The sequence below is a fragment of the Vibrio sp. YYF0003 genome, assembly GCF_036350715.1.
GTDB classification, from domain to species: Bacteria; Pseudomonadota; Gammaproteobacteria; order Enterobacterales; family Vibrionaceae; genus Vibrio; species Vibrio natriegens.
This window is the reverse complement of record NZ_JAZDWA010000001.1, coordinates 853,678-874,040: the sequence shown is the minus strand read 5'-3', so window position 1 is coordinate 874,040 and position 20,363 is coordinate 853,678. Positions and strand designations below refer to the sequence as shown.

Below are 20,363 nucleotides of genomic sequence, written 5' to 3'. Positions count from 1 at the left end.
CAAAGCGTTATGTGTCGTATAGATTTGGTTTAATACCAAGGGAAATGTAAATGCTGGGGAACCGAACCCAGCATTTCGCCACTTAAGTTACCAAATTTTCGAACCGTAACTCAGTGTTTTAGAGGTATGTGAACCGAACGATGTCGGTACGCAGCGAATAATAGCGATATTGTCTGATCTAGGCTACGGCATTGGAATTTAACGTCTTCTCACAAGCTGTAAATAAAAGTGTACACTCGATATATTCCCGTGGGAGTGCCAGACATTCCTCTCTTTACTGGTTATTTTAACCGCACATGTTAGGTGTTTAGTTGCAACCACTAAAATATATGGCTGAAACTTTGACCTTTTACTTTTCATTTCTCCTGGTTATGCCGTACAATCTCGCCGAACCAATCTCATTCTATTTCGAGTGAGAGATTGATGAATTAGATGACCTATTTTGCTTCGAACCCAAAATGTGGGCATCCCATCAATCAGAATATCGCCCAAAAATGCTCGCCTACATGCCGATGAAATCAGAGTGCGTTCTGTTTTTTCAGTGCATGTTATTGCTAATTGACGCCGGTTTTCGGCCAATTTTTGCACATAGGGGACGTTTTGTTGCTTGTACTTTGGATTAAGTACGGCGGGCGAAACAAAAACGGATTGAATTTAGAGGTATTAACCGTGAATCTAAAACTTGTCGGCAGCTCCCTGATTGTTGCAGGTACTGCTCTTGGCGCCGGTATGCTTGCTATACCTATGGTGCTTGCTCAATTTGGCCTCCTGTGGGGCACACTTCTTATGCTGTTCATCTGGGCCGGAACTACTTACGCGGCGCTGCTTCTTCTTGAAGCGAGCTGTAAAGTCGGTGGTGGCGTTAGCATGAATGCAATTGCTCGCGAAACGCTTGGTAAAGGTGGTCAGTTGGTTACTAACGGCCTGCTTTATGCGCTGCTTGTTTGTCTACTCATGGCTTACATTATCGGCGCTGGCGATTTGCTACAAAAAGTTACTGCGTCGATGGGACTACCAATCTCGACAATTTCAAGCCAAGTTGGCTTCACTCTTTTGGTTGGCATCGTTGTTTCTGCAGGCACAGGCGTTGTTGATAAGCTTAACCGCGCTTTGTTCATTGGTATGATCGCCGCACTTATCCTTACTCTTTTCGCTCTTATGCCAAGCGTGACGTTTGAAGGGCTAGATGAAGTCGTGAGCGAAGACAAAGTAGCGCTGATTAAAACTAGCTCAGTTCTATTTACGAGCTTTGGTTTTATGGTCGTGATTCCGTCTCTGGTTAGTTACAACAAAGAAGCGAGCAAAACGCAGTTGCGAAACATGATCATTGTTGGCTCAACCATTCCTCTTATTTGTTACCTGCTATGGCTACTTGCAGTTGTGGGCAATTTACCCCCTCAGGAGCTGGCTCAATACTCAAATGTGACGGAATTGATTGCGGTGCTTGGTCAGCAGTACTCTGGTCTGGAGTTTATTCTGTCTATGTTTACTGGTTTGGCGCTATTGACCTCGTTCTTAGGGGTGGCGATGGCCCTTTACGATCAAAATGCAGACTTGTTACAAGCGGGTAAGCCAGTGGTATTTGTCACCACGTTTATTTTACCGTTACTGGGAGCCGTGTTTGCACCAGAGCACTTCTTAGCCATCCTTAGCTATGCAGGTATTATTCTGGTATTCCTTGCGGTATTCGTTCCTTTGTCTATGACAATGAAAGTTCGTCGTGTACCAGTAGAAGATAACAGTATTTATGAAGCTGGTGGCGGCGTAATGGGAATGAGCATGATGTTCCTGTTTGGTTGCTTCTTGCTGGTTGCTCAAGCTGTGTAAGCTTTTACAGTCAAATTTAATAGAGCCGCGCTGATAAAACAGCGCGGCTTTTTTATTGGTTATGAAATGTGTGGCTAAAGTGGGGGATGCATAAGGAGAGTAATTGTTCTGACGTAAACCTGATATATGGCAAAAACTCTGACGGTTTGGTGAAAAACCTTAGCGGTGGTCTGACATGAGTAGGATAGCTGCTGCCTAAGATTAGAGTGGTAATTTCGATGAGAGGAACTGTTGTGTCAAAACAATTATCTGTTGCCATGGCTGGCGTTATGCTGACTTTAGGCATATTTAGTGCCGACGCGATGGCGGATCCGAAGCATAAGCATCGCTATGAACGTGAGCATCATCACTACCACGATGATCATGACCATGATCGTCACCACCATAAGCACAAGCGTAAACATAAGCATAAACATCGAGATGTAATAGTGGTTGAGCATAGACCACCAAGACACCACTACTATTACCGCGATCGCGTTCCTAGTAATAGTGTCTTTATCCAAATTGGTAATTTGACCTATTTAAAAGTCGATGATCACTATTATCGTCGTTCAAATGATCGTTATGTTCACGTTGATTTAAGACTCTAGTCTGAATTTACAAGTGGATGAAACAAAAACAGCGAGCCTAGCTCGCTGTTTTTGTTGCAGATGACGTTATACCGTAAATCGGTTGAGGATATCATCTTGCTTATGAACATCCTCCTGCTGAGTTCGCATCGCTTCGTTAGTTCGATTCGCTGATTCAGCGACCTGAGTCGACAGGTCTTTAATATTAACGGTATTGTTGTTGATCTCTTCAGCAACCAAGCTTTGCTCTTCAGCCGCAGAAGCGATCTGTAAGTTCATATCCGAAATTCTCTGAATAGCATCTCGAATACGTTGCAATGAGTTATTAGCTAACTCAGCTTTTTCTACGGCTTCAACTGCGCTGCCTTTACTTTGGTGCATTGCGCTGGCAACAGATGAAGCGCCAGACTGAAGCTGCTCAATCATACTGCGAATCTCCGTTGTAGACTCTTGTGTGCGCTGAGCCAACGTACGTACTTCATCAGCAACAACCGCAAAACCTCGGCCAGACTCACCCGCTCGAGCGGCTTCTATTGCTGCGTTTAGAGCCAGTAGGTTGGTTTGATCCGCGATATCGTTAATCACTTTAAGGATCGTTTCTATATTCGCCGTTGCCGATTCAAGCACATGAACTTCTTCGACGGCCAAATCGATACTGTCTGAAAGCAAGTTGATGGTTTGTGTCGACTCGCTTACGACTGTTGAACCCTCTACCGTCGCTTGATCGGCTTCTTTCGCTGCACTTGCGGCACCTTGAGCATTGTTCGCCACTTCGGTTGCTGTAACCGACATTTCGTGCATGGCCGTTGCTAACTGTTCAAGTTCCTGTAACTGAGTTTGAATAGCGCCTGCGGAGTCTTCAGCACCTTTGGCGGTAATTTGCGTACCACTTAGGATCTGGTCAGAAATACTCTTCGATTCAATGATTTGGTGCTGTAAGTTTTCTATAAAGGTGTTGAAGTTTTTTGCAAGCTCAGAAAACTCTGGATCGGTGTTGGTTTCCAGACGTTGAGTGAGATCGCCTTTTCCTGATGCCACATCTTTAATCGCGTTGTTGAGAGTATCAAGCGGGCGCATTAATGTGCGAATCAACAGAGTTAACGCGATAATTGACGCGATAATCGCAATAATTGAATAAATGATTGCACTGTTACGTAACTCGGCCACATCCGCATAAGCGATGGTTTCGTCGATCACTGCACCCAGATACCAGTCTTCACTCGGGATGTGTTCCAGGCTGACCATGTATGGGCTGCCATCAATTTCAATCTTCTGAGTTGTGCTCTCCAGTTTTACTTGCGGCAAGTAGCTGCTGATTTTCTCGCCATGGAGCTTGCTGTTAGGGTGTGCAATTGTGGTGCCGTCTGATGACACAAGAAATAGATAGCCCGCATCAAACAAGTTTACTTGATTGACCAAATCGGAAAGTGTTGTGAGTGCTAAGTCATAAAACATAGCACCTGTAAACTGGCCGTTGTTTTTAACTGGCGTCCCAACGGAGATGATTACGCTTTTTGTAGAGACATCAACGTACGGTGCGGTCACTACCAAGTCGCCTTTGCTTTTTGCAGCTGTAAACCAAGGACGTTTACGCGGATCGTAAGTCGCATCTGGCTCCCAGCCATCGTCGTTTTCGACAACCACTCCGTTACGGTCGTAGCCTAAACCAATGGCGATGAAGCTGGATTTTAGGGTTGGTTTCTCGACAATGCTCTTAACATAGTCCTGTGAGTTTGGGTCGAGCTCTATGATCTCGGTTGTGGCGCGAGCGAGATTCTTCTTGGCTGACATTTCTGATTCTACCGTGTTCCCTACGCTCGTTAAGATTTCTTGTACGCTAGAATCGATATGTTCGCTGGTTTGAGCTCGGATCGTTATGACCTGCTCTATCGACAGTAGCGACACAGTAATGAGCAATAAAATTGAAGAGGCGGTGACAACCTTGTGTCTGAATTTCATAGTTTTCCTCTGAGTATCCCTATGGCTTATCCCTGCTTTCACCTCTGCTTACTCGGGTGAATTGACAGCAAAAGAAACCGGTGTGTTTGGTTCTTCATTACTTATCGACAATATTGTGAAAAACTTGAAAACAAACATGCGTGATTTGGATGGAAAAATGCGTAATTTGACACTCCGGTTATGGATGAAAAATAAAGTGGTTATTTATTGCTTGTATATGAATGAGTTAGAGGGTAGTGCTCGTTGAGGGGAAAATATCAAGACTGGTCTGATGAGAAAAAACGCATCTCGGCAACAAGAGAAATTACTCTTTTCTAAGGTTGATATTGTTGGCCAAGATTGGAAATAAGGAGGCCGAGGGGCGTTGTGTTCAAACAAAAAAGGCCCCGCCGAAGCAGAGCCTTTATGAGAGCAATTGACGTTAGAATATCAAGTGCGCCATACCAGCAATCACAGGTAGTGTGATTAGGGTACGTAGAATAAAGATAACGAACAATTCTACGATGTTGACCGGGATCTTACTGCCTAGTAGCAGCGCGCCCACTTCAGACATGTAGATAAGCTGAGTTACAGACATAGCCGCAATAACAAAGCGCGTCATTTCGTTGTCAATTGATGCTGCCAGAATCGCAGGGATAAACATATCAGCAAAGCCGACGACGATAGTTTGCGATGCAGCAACCGCTTCTGGGATTTGCAGCAATTCGAGGTAAGGGATGAATGGCTGGCCCAAGATCTCAAATACTGGCGTGTATTCTGCGATGACCAAAGCAACTGTACCAAGACCCATTACTACAGGTAGTACGCCAAACACCATGTCTATTGCGTTGTGAACACCTTCTTTAAATACAGACTGGAACGATGTCACTTCTGACGCGCGTTTCAGAGCCAGATCCATACCCCAAGAGAACGTTGTATGGCCTTCAGGAACTGCATCTGCATCTTTGTCTGGCTTGCTGTCATCAATGTAGCGATCTTTTTTCAGGCTTAGTGGTGGTAAGCGTGGAATGATCACTGCAGCAACAATACCTGCAAGACAGATGGTGCCGTAAAATGGCAAGAACAGGTGCTCAAGTTGAACCTGAGCGATGACGACTAAGCTGAACGTAATCGAAACTGCTGAGAAAGTGGTACCCACTACCGCAGCTTCACGTTGCGTGTAAAACTTATTTTCGTACTGTTTACTGGTCAGCAAGATACCAACACTGCCATCACCCAACCAAGATGCCATACAGTCGATAGCACTGCGGCCTGGTAGGTTAAACACTGGACGCATTATTTTACTTAGCAGTGCGCCAAACAGCTCCAACAGACCAAAGTTAAGCAGCAGAGGCAGTAATAGGCCAGCAAAGATGAATACCGCAAACAGTGTCGGTAACAGGCCTGTCAGAACCAATCCACCTGTGTTTTCTTCCCAGACCGCTTTAGGGCCGATCTCAAAGAAAGTCATCAACACGGCAGCTGCGCCAATTAAGCGAACAAGCAACCAAAGTGGGGATGGGTTAAACAAACCGTTAAGGAAACCATTACGAAGGATCGCAGCAGGCTGGAAAATTTTGCAAAGAACAGAAGCGACAGCCATAAAAGAGATGATAACGGTAATAATGGCAATCAATGTATCGCCAAGTACAGCAGGAATGACTTTAGCCATGACCGCAACTGGGATAGTAAGATCACCATCGTAAGAGATTGGTGCCATAAAAAGCAGAAGACCGATTAAGGATGGAATCAGGAACATCCAAAAGTTGCCTTTAGGTGCTTCAGTAGCATTAGTATTATTGTGCATAATTGTCTCGTGTTACTACTAGTCAATACTTGCCATAATCCATGACATAAATATTCACTAAACATCCGTATTTAATCGCAGGTTGCGGAGGGTACCCGCAAACTACATCCATTGCAATACTATTCATTAAATACATTTACTTATTCAGTCGATTTGTCGGAAAATTGATTGAATAATACATTTCTGTATAAGAATATGTTGCTCGTGTTAGAAAATTGTATCATTAATTGGCTTGTGTGAAGGTAATTCTGAGAAGCAGTGTGATTGGAATAGTAAAAACGCGGCTAAGTGTGATTTAAATCACGCAACAATTGCGGGATTTTTCACCATTACACTTTCTTAACATAAGGACTTTCTCCTGACTCTCGGCAAGTTTGAGTGTTGAACACGGGAAAGGCAAAGTGAGGGATTGTCGTCAGATTTAGGATTGGAGTTTAGCGGCGTGTTTGTGGCGGTATTCAGTTGAGTTCCTGCTTGCAGCCTAAGCGTTATGAAGCCATTTGCACTTAGGCTGCTGTGCCATTGTTACTTGACGGTTTGTTTGAATTATCAAGACGTTGGGCTATGATTTAGCCTGTACAAATACATCCAGTAAATGATGGCGGTTCCGAACGCTAAGAGCGCTGGAAATATCAATGTATGCAGACCATACACAGTAAAAAGCGCGGCACCTGCAACGCCACCGAGTAAAAATCCGGAAAAGATGAATAAGAACAATAGGGCCTTTCGACGGTCAAATTGACGTCCGCGCAAGCTTTCTCCAATCATAATGCCCAGATCAGTAATAATACCGGTCATGTGAGTGGTTCTGACTACAGCGCCGCTAAACGTCGTAATCATCGCGTTTTGCAAGCCGCAGGCAGCGGAAGCTAAATATTGGCCATAAACGTTGCCCTGTACCAAGAAGCCTAAACTAAGAAGAAGTAAGCTGCCTTCTATACACAGTGCGACCCCATAACGACGTCCAAGTTTTAATGCACTGCTTTCGATAAAGAAGCCACTGAACGCAGCACCAATCAAAAAGCTAAATACGATGAAGAGCAGGTGAATGGAGCTGTCCACACCTGTTAGTAAGCTATTCCCTAGCTGAGTTACGGTTCCGGAGATGTGTGTTATCGCTTGATGTTGAAAGCCGAGAAGACCTACGGCATTGACGCAGCCTGCAAGAAGGGCAAGTAGAAACGCGCCATATTCCACCCAACGAGGAAGTCTGGAAATCACAATAAAACCCCACTAAATGTTAGGAGCCGATTATAGCGCTCACACTGAGATACGAAACCCCTTACAGTACAACTCGGTTGATCATTCTCAAAAAAAACTCAAAAAAGCAGGGTTAGGCCAATCACAACAAATGATTGATAAGAAAACGTGTCGGAAAAACGCTTGATAACAAGCTACTTTTTGAAAAGTGTGTACCGTCCTAAATAAGGTTGCCACTCATTCGATATGCTCCATCGTGCATTCGAAACTGACCCAGCCATGCTTTCGCTCTTCATAGATAGAAATGGTCGGTTCTTGGAATTCTTTGTCACTAAAGAGTCCAACAGGCACAACACTAATGTCGGGTGCAGCGGAGAGTAACAGGCGCATGGTGGTGCCACAGGCAGGACAAAATTCGTATCGGACTTCGCTCCCGTCATCGCTGATTCTGGTATAGCTAATTACGTCACCATCTAAAATGACGTGCTTTTTGGCGAAGCGAGCCTGGACGCCAAATACACTGCCAGTTCGCTTTTGACACTCAAAGCAATGGCAAATCGATGTACGCATGGGTTCACCTAAGCAGCGAAGCTGAATCAAGCCACACGCACACTCACATGAGTGGGTTCTGTTTGGTTTTGGCATCGTTTAAATTAAATAACCTCAAACTGTCTTCATGTCCCGTGAAGCACCTGTACTGGCGATCGAATGGTTAGCGCCACGCGGGGCTAAATCTTCTCAAGTTCTCAGAGAACAGTTTAGGACATTTAAGGCCGAATACCTCATGGCAGCGATCACCTTTCCAACGAAAACTCGACGAACTTAGGCAGGCCAAGTCAGTTTTATTTTGAAACATTTGATGTATTGATTAGAAGGTTGTTTTACGGCTATGGCTCTTTATTTGGTATATACTCCGAGCGCGATTTATAAAATATAAAATCAAGGAAGTCTTCATGGCCCGCAATAGAATTCTGCCTATTCCACTTATCCTTCTTATTCCCGTTGTATTATTAATCATCGTGATTGTTGCTGGTGTTTACCGATTTAGTCTCTCTGATGACGAAATATTAGCCAAGTTTCCGCAGAGCGAAGTTCAGACTAATACGATTATTTCGGACGTGCTTAATATCAAATCTTCAAATCCGTGGACAATTCAGGTTCCCGAACAAAATGCAGTGAGTTTCATTGATGAGTGGGATAAAGAACTTGGTTATTTGATTGGTCAATACGATGCTGGGGCGACGAAAGGTAAGGTTTTGTTACCGACTGAATTTATTGTTCAACACCAGATAGAAGACGTGCCTTGGATTGTTGCCCCTATGATTGTTACCTCACAGGGAACAGGATCGTTTTATTATATTGGTCTGTTTAAATTTGATGCTGTTCCAAGCCGAGTTATATTACTTGATAGTGTATTCATTGGCGATCGTATTAAATTTAATCAACTGGAATGGCGAGACGATACAATTATCGATGCCTCCTATCTGACGCACGATGAAAATCAAGCGATGTCTGAAGTGCCTAAACAATTAAATTCTGTATCGCTGAAGCGTGTAGGCAATTTCCTACATATGCAACAAAGATGAATTTATTTTACTTATGTAAAAAATAGGTGTTTTCTGAGCTAGATCTCGAAATTTCCTAGTGATTTCTTATGCGGGAATGAATAAGCTATTAGGCCTGTTTATAAGGAGATAGTAATTCCCGTGTCTACAAATGAAATTACAAGACGGTTGCCGAATCTGACAGGTCGTAGAGCGCTGCTGTTGTACTCCTTACCTGTTTTGTTCGCGATTGGTGTTTCCCACTCTCTCAAAGAGTCACCATTAACGAAAACCATCGCTTTAAACCTGCCGGAATCGCAGGTTGTTGAAAGAATTCTTGATGCGACGACTGCAGAAGTTGTCACCCCACCGAACTTTGAGTATCAAATCCAAGCAGGCGACAATCTAAGTACCATTTTTAGTCAGCTTGGTTTCGGCTACAGCTCGTTAATGAAAGTCATGGAAACGGACTTAAACTACCTTGCGCTTGATACGCTAAAACCAGGCAATACACTGCGATTTTGGCGTGACGATATCGAAGGTGAACTGCTTAAAATGGAACTGCAATTTTCTATTGCAGACAAAGTGGTTTATGAGCTGAACCGTGACGGCAATTATGACTTTACCGACATTTCAATTCCTGGCGTATGGAATCAAGAACCACTGGTTGGTGTGATCCAAGGCAGCTTCTCTTCATCAGCGAGTCGTCTTGGCTTAACTTCGGCTGAAATCAGTCAGGTTGTGACCTTGCTGAAAGAGCAATTAAACTTTGGCAAAGATCTTCGTGCCGGCGATCGCTTTGAAGTGGTTCGACGTTCACAGAGCATCAATGGTGTCTCTACTGGTAAGAACGAAATTGAAGCGATAAAGATTTATAATCGCGGTCGTGAAATTACCGCTTACCTGCATACCGATGGTCAATTTTATAACGCGAAAGGTGAGAGCCTACAACGAGCTTTCCAGCGTTATCCTGTTAGTCGTGGTTGGCGAATCAGTTCTGGGTTCAATCCTAATCGTCATCACCCCGTGACAGGCCGTGTCGCGCCACATAATGGTACCGACTTCGCAACACCAATCGGAACGCCTGTGGTTTCGACAGGTGACGGAACGGTTATCATGACACGTAAACACCCATACGCGGGTAATTACGTGGTGGTTGAACACGGTAGTAAGTTCAAAACCCGCTATCTACACCTAAGTAAGATCCTGGTGAAGAAAGGGCAAAAAGTGTCACGTGGTCAACGCATTGGTCTATCTGGTAAAACAGGCCGTGTAACTGGCCCTCATCTGCACTATGAATTGATCCAGTATGGCCGACCAGTCAACGCCATGAGAGCGAACATTCCAATGGCGAGTTCGGTGCCTAAGAAGGAAATGGCAACGTTTGTTGCTAATCGTGATGCGATGGATAAGCTTCTGAAGAATAAAGAGAAAGCGGTTTTATAACACTTCGCTTTTCCTTTTGTGCAAAATTTAACCTTGAAAGGCCAGGCATTGCTTGGCCTTTTGTTTATTCACTTTTTTATGCGCTTTTAACTTGTCGTTTATTAATCAGCGTGAGCATCTCGCTTACACGGCTTGGTTTGGCGTAGAAATAGCCTTGTATGTAATTGCATCCCATCTCAATGAGCTTGTCTGAGGCATTCTTATCTTCCACCCCCTCTGCGATTAAGTTCACGTTGAGCAATTGGGAAAGTTGCACGATCAATAAAACCACTTGTTCAGACGTTTTGTTCGAAAGCATATTTCTCACAAACGTCGCATCAATTTTTATGATGTCGATAGGGTAGTTGTGAATATAGTTCAGGCTTGAATAGCCCGTACCAAAGTCATCCAAGGCGACTTGAAACCCGAGATAACGTAATGAATTCAGAACCATCTGTTCTTGCCCACTTAGGGACAGCAAAACGGTTTCGGTGAGTTCGATAACAAAGTCGCAGGTCGAGTGTTGGTACTTGTCTATCATGGACGTTAAATGGTTGATGTAGCGCTTAGAGTCCACCAACTCATAAGCAGAACAATTTATCGATAACTTTACGCTGTGACCTAGTTGAGATTCCAACTCTTGTTTGGCAATACAAGCGAGTTCAATAATGCGCTCACCGAGTTCCACGATTAAGCCAGATTGTTCGGCTGCTTCTATAAACTCAGAAGGGGCGATGTTGCCCAATGTGTCACTTTCCCAGCGGGAGAGTATTTCAAAGTAATCCCACTGGTCAGCGTTGATGTCCACGATCGGTTGAACAACGACATACAGTTCATGATTGTCTGTAATGCTCGTTTTCAGCTGCTGACGTATCACCTCAATAAGTTGCGTTTGTCGATGATAAAGGGCACTAAGCTGCGTGTCATAGTGCTGTATACGCGTCTCTCGGTGTTTCTTGCAATCTTTCAATGCCAGGCTGGCGTTTAGGATAAGCCCATCTGTTTTTGGGCTGTGATTGGCGGCTCGCGCAATACCAATACTCACTGTGAACGAGATGTGGTTCGATTTATCAATGTAACCCGTTTCTATGATGTCGAGAATCTGCTGGCACACCGCAACAGGGTCTTCGTCATAGGTGATAAATGCAAACTCGTCGCCAGCAACCCGAAACGCGTTTTCTGGGGAGGACAGGCTTTCTTGGATCGCATTTGCCGTGAATTTTATAATCTGGTCACCAATATAGTTCCCGTTGATATCGTTAATCGACTTGAAGTTATCGATATCCAGATAAGCAAGGTTAAAAGGGCGCGACGACTGTTGTGTTAAAGTTTCCAGAGTATCAGCCAGGCAACTGCGGTTAAGTAGTCCTGTCAGATTGTCGTGCGAAACTTCGTAACTCAGCTGGTTTAGAAGTTTATCCGAACGCTCACTGACCCATTTTTCTCGTAAACTGTGGATGATGACATTGGCGTAGAAGCGATGCAGTTCGAGCAATGCTTGCGCTTCTAGTGCGGAAAAGAGATGGGTAAAAGTAGATATCAAAATACCGAGTACATCGCCATTTTGTGTTTTCAGTGGCAATCCTAAATACGCTTCTATGCCAATTTCGCGAAACATTTTATCTTCGGATACATCACGATATACATGATCTTGAAAGAAGATATTCTCACCGATATCGTTAACCACTTCCTCGCATGGTGAGCCAGAAAGTGGGTACTCAAGGTGATCTTCGATTTTATCGTTTCTAGCAACCGATATTGTATGAGCTGAGTGCTGGAGATGAGCCACCTCGACAATACAGGTACAGTGCGTGTTCACCTGTTGATGAATATCTAAAATCACCCTGTTTAGTAGAGCACTACCACTCAGCTTCAAGATCTCATCAAGCTTTTGAAAACTGATTTGTACATGATCCATTGTACACGTCACCTAGCGTTGTTTGTTCTATATCGTGTGGCGTTGATTCTGACTAATTTGAAACGTATCAGACAAACTATCGTTTACTTAGGTGGATTTTTCAAACTTTGCCAGCGACTAAGTTACAGTATGGTTTACCTGTAAGTGTAACCAGTGGCACGATTTTTACCTCGCCAGGCCAGTGTTTGATTACTTTTCATCAAGCAAGGGACTGCTAATGGAGCGTTGTTAGTTATCTGAAATTATTCTCGTTTTTCTTCTTCTAATCGAGATTTTAGATAGTCGAGAAACAATTGAGTTCGGGTATGTTGATAGTCTAATTTAGGGTAGTAAGCGTAGACGATCGCTTCATCAGCCGTAATGTCTGGCAAAATAGGCACTAATGCTCCAGATTTTAGGTCATCTTTGATCATGACGTTGTTGGTCATGAGTATACCCATCCCTCGCTTAGCGCCATGAAATAAAGCTTCTGGATTTGTCGTTGCAAAGTTGCCGGACAAGCTTATCCGTTGATTCTTATTGGTCTTAATTTCTCTAGAGGGTTTTTCACCCCATATAAGGACGTTGTGTTGGCTTAAATCTTCGACGCGTTCTGGTGTGCCGTGCTTTTCTAAATAACTCGGGGCAGCATAAAACTGAGCTTTGTGTTTGAACAGAGGGCTAGCCTTAAAACTGAGTGAGTTGAGCTGATCTAACTCGCGGCTGATAAAGAGGTCCAAACTTAACTCAGGGAGTTGACCGGGCAATGTGGTCGTCAGTTGTAGTGTGATGTCCGGGTATTTTTCGAGAAAGTCATCCAGATAGTGGACAAGAAACTTCGAACCTACTGCGAGTGTTGCGCCAATTTTTAAAAGCCCTGCCGGCGATTGGTTCACAGAGCGAGTTTCGTCTAAAACGGACTGCCAGGAGTCTAGCTGACTTTTGGCTCGCTCATAGAATAGAGCACCAGCTTCCGTTTGGCTGATTGAACGAGTCGTGCGTTTGAGCAGCTGCACGCCGACTTTGTCCTCAAGCCATTGAATCCGCTTGCTGATGGCTGAGCTGGTGGTATTGAGTTTTCGTGCTGCACCGTTAAAGCTGCCTTCTTCAACGACACGAATATAACTTTGTACACTTTGAATCCAATCCACTGCTTCCTCCTAAGAACTAATTCATCACGATTTGAACCAATTATCAACTATGCGTGTCGAAATATACACTGTAAGGGACAAGGCTGTCATCGTATGAGAGCGTGTCTAAATCACTATCTTGCGGGGAACTTTGTTACCTTTGGCGGGAAGAATGGCTGCTCCCTAATTAGAACCGGCCAGGCGCAACGGTTTGAATCTTCTTGCAAGGGAGACACCACCTTTCTAAAATGCGCAGCAAACCGTCTTTAATCGTTAGGTGAAAGAATGCAACAAAACGAATTTGAAACGCTGGTAAAAGAAATTATCCAGCAAGAAAACATGCCTAAAGCACTTGAGATACTAAAAGCTTGTGAAGAAGAAGAGGTCGCGCAAGCGGCTCAGTCTCTTACAGGTCAGTTTGGCCTTGCGGAAGTCGATGGTGAAAAGCGTATTTACCATATGACAACTCAAGAAGATGAGTCTGGTGAAGAGCAAGAGTATGTGGAACATGTCATGAATGAAGGCGATCATTTAATCAAGTTTGCCGCTTGGTTCTTTGAAACCTTCTTTGAAATCAAACAGAAAGATACTTATGTTGCTGCAGGTAAAACCTACCAACAACCAAAACGCTGAGTTAAATGTGTGTCCAGGTTAGTTAGGGTTGAAATTTAATTACAAAAAAATGTGATTTATATCTTGTTTTTGTCCTTTTGTGGTGTAATATTACCACATAAACAAGAAGGATAACTTCAGGAGAAGGTCATGACAAACGAACTTGGTGGCGCTTACATTGGCCAAATGATTGCTAAAGATGCAATGCACAAAGCACTTCACGGTAAAGCGAAGAAGAAAAAAGCTTCTGCTCTTTCTCGTTTAGTGAAAAAGCTAGCGAATTAATACAAAAAGCCCTGATTACTTAATCAGGGCTTTTTGTTTCCATAATTACTTCAGCGCTTCTACAAACAATATCAATCACAGTCAGTGACAGAAATAGCATAGGTAAAGGTTTAAGACCAATGCCAGACTATGCAGATTGACTCGGTATCTCTACAACATTATTCGGGACTTTATCTAGCCCCTTTGCTACTAACCACTTTTCCAGACTATCAGCACCTCCAATATACTTACTTTCTAGCCAGATCTGAGGCACAGTGACGGGTGTTTTTTCACCTATGATGGCTTTGACTTCCGGGATCATTCTGTAAAGTGCGGCACTGTCTTTCACCACATCGTAATATTGGTATGTGATACCTGCATCATCAAGCAGTTGCTTGGCCATCTTACAATGTGGACACGTAGCTTTTCCGTAAACAATATTCCCTTTGAGGCTATCTCGTTTAACCCACTCAGCAATAACCGATTGTATTAATACACCTCGGTTTAATGCTTCACCTTGGCTGATCACCTTACCTTCTACTATCAGAATAGGAGCGTGCCAGGCGCCTTTCTTTAAGGGTTCCCACCAGTGGGATAACCAATCTTTGACTTCCAGCTCTACAGGCACATCTGACAGCTCATTTTCAAAAGTATCGGTTAAAATATCGTGGGTTAGCGTGCATTCTCCGCAAGGGATGTTCACTTTGAAAGGTCCCCAGCTTCCTGCCCATCGATAGAGTGTGATTTTGATTGGTAGTGTCATGCGACGCTCCTCATTTCCTTCTCTGAAAATATAGAACTCAAAAGCGGGGTTTTTCTTTCAATTCAATGGGTATTTTTACTGTTTGAACCTGTGGTTTAGGCTAAAGGTGCGGCGATTGTTTGTGAAGCCACTGGATTATAATGGATTTTTCTGCTGATTGAACTGTGGAGCATACGCGCTATTGGTCTTTACGCCAACAAAAAGCGCCAATAAAAAAAATGCCTCCCATAGGGAGGCCACATTACCAATTCAAAGGACGTGCCTGTTAAAACAGGTACAAAGAACGAGAAGCACAAACGCTGCCATGCATTTGCAATATCTATATTGCAGTTCGCGTGCCAACTTTTATCCTGTTGAAATATAAGCATATTTATTTTTAGGCTCTATACCTCTTAGGAGGTATGCACTAAGTCTGTGAAAAATTGCATTAAAACAGGGCAGGGAGAGGAAGAATATGTGGGAATAAATCGCGTAAGTGAATGAAAGTAGATAAGGAAGGATTGGGAAAACTACTTTGATGAAGCAAAAAATGGCCGACAAAGGTGCCGGCCAAGGACTCGCTCTAGGACAAGAGAGAATTAGAAATCGTAACGTACGCCTAGACGTAGCGTGTCTTCACCTTCTACAACTAGACCTTCTGCATCTTTCACTTCATCAAGTTGGTTGAAGTAGTAAGCAAGGTAAGTACGGAAGTTGCTGTTTAGTTTGTAGTAACCAACCAGTTCGAAACCATCAGTTGCGTCGTATTTGCTCGCGCCGTCTGGATCGTTTTCTTGGAAAGTGTACATACCCGCAATCGTTACCTGGCTAGCAACTTTGTAGCTTGCAACTAATTCGTAAGCAGTGAAGTCTTCAGAATCAGATAGTTGACCTTGTGAGTAAGTACCTGCAAGGTAAAGGTTATCCAGAGAGTAAGCGATACCACCAAGGATTTGGTCTTCAGAGTTGTCTGCGTCAACATCGCCACCCGAGTATGCAAGACCTAGGTCTAGACCCATTGGCAGAGAGTACATACCAGAGATACCATATTTGTCTTGGTTATCATCAGAGTTTGCTTGGTAAGTCGCTTGCAGTTGTAGAGCATCGAACTCACCACGGTATGCGAATACGCTGTCTTGCTTGTCAGAAGATGAATCGATAACTTGTTGAACACCAGAAAACTCAGTGATATCCGTCATATCAGAGATGATTACAGCAGCCATATCTTGACGACCTACTGAGAAAGCACCTGCATTTGAATCTACACCAGCGTACATGTAGCGGTTTTCAAACTCGCTTGAACCTGTATCTTGCTCAGCTTCGTATACACCAAATGCTGAAAGGCCGTTACCGATGTCTGTTTTACCTTTAAGGTTTACACGAGCACGGCTTTTATCTTTCATTGAGCCTTCTACTTCTTCACCGCCTGAACCGATGAAGTCACCGCGAAATTCAACACGACCACCAACTTTTAGCTCAGTGCCATCGTTTGAGTAAACGGTTGCTGCGAAAGATGGTGCTGTTACCAATGCCGACAGAATTGCAGTAGTGAGTGCTGCTTTTTTCATTATCTTAATACCTTATTTGTTATAAATGGGCTTTCTTGCCTGATGTGTTGATGACGCTAAGGTAAACGGTGAAAATGAAAGATAGATTTCTGTTGTGTGATGATTCGATTTCAGTTTTATTGCTAATAAATTGCTGACTTTTCTATATTTTAATCAATATCAGCACATCACTTTACTCAATATCCAAACATCGCCCTTCAAACTCAACAGCCTGAATCAAAAACGCTCTGCTTCAGATTGGTGACACAAAACTCAAAATAAGCCGAATTGCTTGATTTTAAAAAGCGGGTATGCGATCAAGTGTCGTTAACTCTTAGAATTTGTGTATGTTTTGTTTTGCAGGGACGAGCAATGGGTGAAATTCAGGTCGAAGAAAAGAAAGTTAAAGTGGGTAAAGTGCTGTGCGTAGGTCGAAACTATGTCGAGCACATACATGAGCTTGATAATGCGATACCAGAACAGATGGTGGTGTTTAATAAACCTTCCTCATCCATTTCTGCAACCTTGCATTCATTTCATCAAGAAACACTGCATTACGAAGCTGAAATCTGTTTTTTAATTCAAAATGGTCAATACGCTGCGGTCGGTTTAGGGTTAGATCTGACTAAGCGCGGCTTACAATCGACTCTGAAAAAGCAGGGGCTACCTTGGGAACGAGCAAAGGCATTTGATGGCTCTGTTGTGTTCAGCCGTTTTGTTCCTCTTGAAGGGATAGATATTAACGATCTGAATCTCGAACTTTTGATCAATTGTGTTCATGTACAAAAAGGGCACGTAAAGCAGATGCTATATCCTCCTTTTACTATTCTGGATGAACTGAGCAGCTACACCCGTTTAGAAGATGGTGATGTGGTCATGACGGGCACACCTAAAGGTGTTGGAGAAGTTCATCAAGGTGACGTTTTTCTCGGACGCCTAAAATGTGGCGACGTCACCTTGTTTGAAACTGAGTGGGTTGCTGATTAAAGCAGAACTCTTAGAAGGAGAAATGCGACCATACTTACAATCGTCGTCATTAACACGTTTTTGGTCAGATAAGCGATTAAAACGGCGATAATGGCGGCGAGCAAAAATGGATTTTGTAAGCTTAATCCGAGTTCACCTTCCGGAATAAAAACAATAGGAGCCCAAATTGCTGTCAGCACTGCTGGGCTCGCGTAACTCAAAATCTTTTGCGTGCGTACGCCGAGTCGAATTGGCAGTTTTGGCTCAAGAAACAAGTATCGGCTGGTGAATACAAGCGCCGTCATCAGTAAGATCGATAACATAATCATGAGTTTTTCTCCGTAAACTGTTCCACAAAGTATCCGGTTAGCATTGCCAAAATGCTTGAAATCATCAGACTGCCTTCGACTTGGTAATAGGCAAGAGCGACGGAACTTACCAACGCAATGACGACGCTGGCCAGTACTGCTGCATTTTTTATGGTTGGTACGACGATCGCAATAAACGTTGCAGCCACTGCAAATTCAAGCCCCATTTCATTGAGCTCGGGGATCATACTTCCCGCCACGATGCCTGTTAACGTGGCCGCATTCCAAAAAAGGTAAAAACTTAAACCACCACCAAGTGCATACCATCGGTTAAACTGCTTGTCCGAGTGATGGCCAACAATGGCAAACAGCTCATCGGTGAGCAAAAATCCGAGTGAAAGACGCCACTTTAAGGGAAGTGGTGAGATCTTACTGCGCATAGACACGCTATACAGAAAGTGTCTGGAAGTAATAAAGAAAGTCGTTAACAACATGGTTGTTAATCCAGCCCCTGCTTTTATCATCCCCATCGCGACCAGTTGTGCGGAGCCTGCAAATAGGATCGCCGACAACGCTTGTCCTTCAAGCGGAGTTAGGCCGGTATCGATTGCAAATGAGCCCGCGAGCAGCCCCCAAGGAAGGACAGCGATGCTGAGTGGCATCATGGCTATCGTGCCTTGCCAAAACAGTGCGGCTTTTGATTGTGCTTCTAAAGGCAAAGTATTTTCCATTTTATTTTCTTATTTTTCAGAGTTCAGGTTTAATCTGAAAGTAGCGTGAATATGAATCCACGCCTTGTACAAATTTGCTGAGATTAACAATAGCGAGCGTATTGGCCTGGTGTCACACCCATTGCTTTTTTAAAGTGACGATGTAAGTGGCTTTGGTCATGAAAACCACATTCTTGAGCGACATCAGAAATCTTCCCGCCTAGCTTTAGCAGTCTCTTCGCCATTCGTAAACGTTGCTGAATTTGAAAAGCATGGGGTGGGAAGCCAAACTGCTTTTGAAACTCTCTGAGCAAATGAAATGGACTTAGCGCGGCAAGTTTGGCTAATTCTTCCAGCGAGACATCAGCTTGAGGGAAATCCTCTAAAAACTCTTTCACTAATGATACTTGTTTTTGTGCTTTGGTCGACTGCTGCAGTGGCGAGCGGTGGGTACTGTGTTTACTCGCTAACTTGATGAGCGTGCCATACACCAGCGTTTCTCTCAGCAGTCTATTGTCCGACTTTTCTAATGTCTCAAATACCAGCCGTAGCTGACCAGCGAGTTCCGGATCGTACACTACTGGTTGAGGAAAGTAGGGAAGGGCAATGTTAGGAGACGCAAGCTCTTGCCCTAGAGTCTGAAACTGGTCCGGGACTGGGTACATGGCTTTGTACTCCCATCCTCCTTCTGAAGCAGAGTGGCCGCTATGCACTTCATCAGCGTTGATTAAAATGATGCTGTCTTGCGGCGCGATGTGGTTCCCCCCAGTACGGAAGAATTTTTGCGCGCCCTTTTCAATCACGCCGATGGTATAACCTTCGTGACTATGGCGAGAAAAATGCTGCTTTTCGTACTTCGCATCGAGCAATTCTAAGCCTCCGAGTTCTTGAGCAATCTTGAATGTCGCGATTTCCTTATTCTTTTTTTTCATGATGCCTCATTTACTCAGGAGTTCAGGCTGGAGAGTGTAACGGATCTATGGTGCTTATTTTTGTACAAAATTGCTATGTGTTTTAAAAACTGCTGGTTAGGCGCTAAAAGGTTAATAGGTTGCTACGTTATAACTTTGTGAATTAATGTATTGGTGAACACCTTTATCACGGAATATATCTATTGTTTTTTGTTGTCTCGTTGATATATGATCCGCCTCCTTTTTTATTGCACACCTTTTCTTCCATGATTGATTTAGTTGTACTCCCTGTTTATCTGACTGCTGTTCTGGCGTTATTGATGTTGCCTGGTCCTGATATGTTACTGATTGCCAGTTCAAGTATGAGCTATGGCAAAAAAGTTGGGCTGTTTGCCAGCCTTGGAAATGCGACCTCAGGCGTCATTTTAACCCTGTTGGCTGCGATGGGCGTCTCCACGCTTGTCGCGATGAGTCCGGTTGCGCTAAAGGTGCTGCACTTGCTGGGCGGTGCTTACCTGCTAAAAATGGGGTGGGACTGTATGAGAGCGCAAGCTTCGTCGGCTCCAGAGCTTGATCAAATGAGTAAAATGGCGACGACCTATTATCAGCGCGCTTTGATGAGCAACTTACTCAACCCAAAAGCATTAGTGTTTTTTGTTATGTTCTTGCCGCAGTTTGTTTCCAGCAACATTACGGCCACATCGGGTGAGCAAATGCTAGCGCTTGGCTTGTTACTTAACGTTATGGGCCTTCTGTTTAATCTGTTACTTGTCGCGTTGGCTGGCAGTGTGGGTAAGGGGCTGATTGAAAATGACAAATTCCGCATGGTCCAACATAAATTAATGGGATTGGTGTTTGTGATATTAGCATTGTGGATGTTGAGCAGTTTCGTTCTGTAACCTTTCAAATGCGAAGAAAACAGCCAGCAATTATTGCTGGCTGTTTTTGTTTTTGCGTCTAGAGATT

The 20,363-nt window shown here is 43.8% G+C and carries 19 protein-coding genes; 8 read left to right on the top strand and 11 right to left on the bottom strand.

The features are described from left to right. The first annotated feature begins 669 nt into the window (after window positions 1-669). A complete protein-coding gene (locus tag V1U08_RS03835; protein ID WP_014234666.1) occupies window positions 670-1,827 on the top strand; it encodes an amino acid permease in 1,158 nt (385 codons plus the stop codon). A gap of 233 nt (window positions 1,828-2,060) precedes the next feature. Then, window positions 2,061-2,417 (top strand): hypothetical protein, encoded by a 357-nt coding sequence (locus V1U08_RS03830; protein ID WP_020335318.1) that lies wholly within the window; start codon window positions 2,061-2,063, stop codon window positions 2,415-2,417. Window positions 2,418-2,483: 66 nt separating this feature from the next. On the opposite strand, the gene V1U08_RS03825 is transcribed toward V1U08_RS03830, so the two are convergent. The 4 genes from V1U08_RS03825 to V1U08_RS03810 form a co-directional block, all read right to left on the bottom strand. Then, window positions 2,484-4,355, bottom strand: a complete 1,872-nt coding sequence (locus V1U08_RS03825; protein WP_330469963.1) for a methyl-accepting chemotaxis protein — start codon at window positions 4,353-4,355, stop codon at window positions 2,484-2,486. A 421-nt stretch (window positions 4,356-4,776) separates the two neighbouring features. After that, a complete protein-coding gene (locus V1U08_RS03820) occupies window positions 4,777-6,141 on the bottom strand; it encodes a YjiH family protein (RefSeq protein ID WP_014234663.1) in 1,365 nt (454 codons plus the stop codon). 549 nt (window positions 6,142-6,690) lie between these two features. Further along, window positions 6,691-7,362 carry a YoaK family protein gene (locus V1U08_RS03815; RefSeq protein WP_014234662.1) on the bottom strand — a complete coding sequence of 224 codons (672 nt, stop codon included), beginning with the start codon at window positions 7,360-7,362 and terminating at the stop codon, window positions 6,691-6,693. A 216-nt stretch (window positions 7,363-7,578) separates the two neighbouring features. Beyond that, the gene (locus V1U08_RS03810; protein WP_443089729.1) at window positions 7,579-7,986 is read right to left on the bottom strand and encodes a GFA family protein; all 408 of its coding nucleotides are present in this window, start codon (window positions 7,984-7,986) and stop codon (window positions 7,579-7,581) included. 308 nt (window positions 7,987-8,294) lie between these two features. Here V1U08_RS03810 and V1U08_RS03805 point away from each other — a divergent pair, with 308 nt between their 5' ends. Together V1U08_RS03805 and V1U08_RS03800 are read left to right on the top strand one after the other, a co-directional pair. Further along, the gene (locus tag V1U08_RS03805) at window positions 8,295-8,927 is read left to right on the top strand and encodes a hypothetical protein (RefSeq protein WP_268668637.1); all 633 of its coding nucleotides are present in this window, start codon (window positions 8,295-8,297) and stop codon (window positions 8,925-8,927) included. Between the two features lie 120 nt (window positions 8,928-9,047). Then, window positions 9,048-10,331: a peptidoglycan DD-metalloendopeptidase family protein gene (locus V1U08_RS03800; RefSeq protein ID WP_014234659.1), complete on the top strand. Its 1,284-nt coding sequence runs from the start codon at window positions 9,048-9,050 to the stop codon at window positions 10,329-10,331. A gap of 76 nt (window positions 10,332-10,407) precedes the next feature. Here the strand turns inward: V1U08_RS03800 and V1U08_RS03795 are convergent, their stop codons facing one another. Together V1U08_RS03795 and V1U08_RS03790 are read right to left on the bottom strand one after the other, a co-directional pair. Continuing rightward, window positions 10,408-12,228, bottom strand: a complete 1,821-nt coding sequence (locus tag V1U08_RS03795; RefSeq protein ID WP_330469961.1) for a putative bifunctional diguanylate cyclase/phosphodiesterase — start codon at window positions 12,226-12,228, stop codon at window positions 10,408-10,410. A gap of 242 nt (window positions 12,229-12,470) precedes the next feature. Continuing rightward, window positions 12,471-13,358 carry a LysR family transcriptional regulator gene (locus tag V1U08_RS03790; RefSeq protein WP_330469960.1) on the bottom strand — a complete coding sequence of 296 codons (888 nt, stop codon included), beginning with the start codon at window positions 13,356-13,358 and terminating at the stop codon, window positions 12,471-12,473. Window positions 13,359-13,622: 264 nt separating this feature from the next. Between V1U08_RS03790 and V1U08_RS03785 the strand changes: the two genes are divergently transcribed. Continuing rightward, window positions 13,623-13,970 (top strand): hypothetical protein, encoded by a 348-nt coding sequence (locus tag V1U08_RS03785; RefSeq protein ID WP_014234656.1) that lies wholly within the window; start codon window positions 13,623-13,625, stop codon window positions 13,968-13,970. Window positions 13,971-14,099: 129 nt separating this feature from the next. Next, window positions 14,100-14,234, top strand: coding sequence for a hypothetical protein (locus tag V1U08_RS03780; RefSeq protein ID WP_014234655.1), 135 nt, complete (start codon window positions 14,100-14,102; stop codon window positions 14,232-14,234). Between the two features lie 127 nt (window positions 14,235-14,361). On the opposite strand, the gene V1U08_RS03775 is transcribed toward V1U08_RS03780, so the two are convergent. Then, window positions 14,362-14,976, bottom strand: a complete 615-nt coding sequence (locus V1U08_RS03775) for a glutaredoxin family protein (RefSeq protein WP_330469959.1) — start codon at window positions 14,974-14,976, stop codon at window positions 14,362-14,364. 578 nt (window positions 14,977-15,554) lie between these two features. Further along, complete coding sequence (locus V1U08_RS03770; protein WP_330469958.1) at window positions 15,555-16,523, bottom strand: porin; 969 nt, start codon at window positions 16,521-16,523, stop codon at window positions 15,555-15,557. Window positions 16,524-16,874: 351 nt separating this feature from the next. On the opposite strand from V1U08_RS03770, the gene V1U08_RS03765 reads away from it, so the two are divergent. Next, a complete protein-coding gene (locus V1U08_RS03765; RefSeq protein WP_020335309.1) occupies window positions 16,875-17,489 on the top strand; it encodes a fumarylacetoacetate hydrolase family protein in 615 nt (204 codons plus the stop codon). Here the strand turns inward: V1U08_RS03765 and V1U08_RS03760 are convergent. The 3 genes from V1U08_RS03760 to V1U08_RS03750 all read right to left on the bottom strand — a co-directional run bounded on the left by V1U08_RS03760 (window position 17,486) and on the right by V1U08_RS03750 (window position 19,418). Continuing rightward, on the bottom strand, window positions 17,486-17,797 hold the full coding sequence (locus V1U08_RS03760; RefSeq protein ID WP_014234651.1) for an AzlD domain-containing protein: 312 nt from the start codon (window positions 17,795-17,797) through the stop codon (window positions 17,486-17,488). The two genes, V1U08_RS03765 and V1U08_RS03760, sit on opposite strands and share 4 nt — an antisense overlap. Continuing rightward, window positions 17,794-18,507 (bottom strand): AzlC family ABC transporter permease, encoded by a 714-nt coding sequence (locus V1U08_RS03755; protein WP_020335308.1) that lies wholly within the window; start codon window positions 18,505-18,507, stop codon window positions 17,794-17,796. The genes V1U08_RS03760 and V1U08_RS03755 overlap by 4 nt, the downstream gene beginning before the upstream one ends. Window positions 18,508-18,590: 83 nt before the next feature. Then, window positions 18,591-19,418 (bottom strand): AraC family transcriptional regulator, encoded by an 828-nt coding sequence (locus V1U08_RS03750; protein ID WP_020335307.1) that lies wholly within the window; start codon window positions 19,416-19,418, stop codon window positions 18,591-18,593. A gap of 245 nt (window positions 19,419-19,663) precedes the next feature. Here V1U08_RS03750 and V1U08_RS03745 point away from each other — a divergent pair, with 245 nt between their 5' ends. Then, a complete protein-coding gene (locus tag V1U08_RS03745) occupies window positions 19,664-20,296 on the top strand; it encodes a LysE family translocator (RefSeq protein ID WP_014234648.1) in 633 nt (210 codons plus the stop codon). Window positions 20,297-20,363 lie beyond the last annotated feature (67 nt).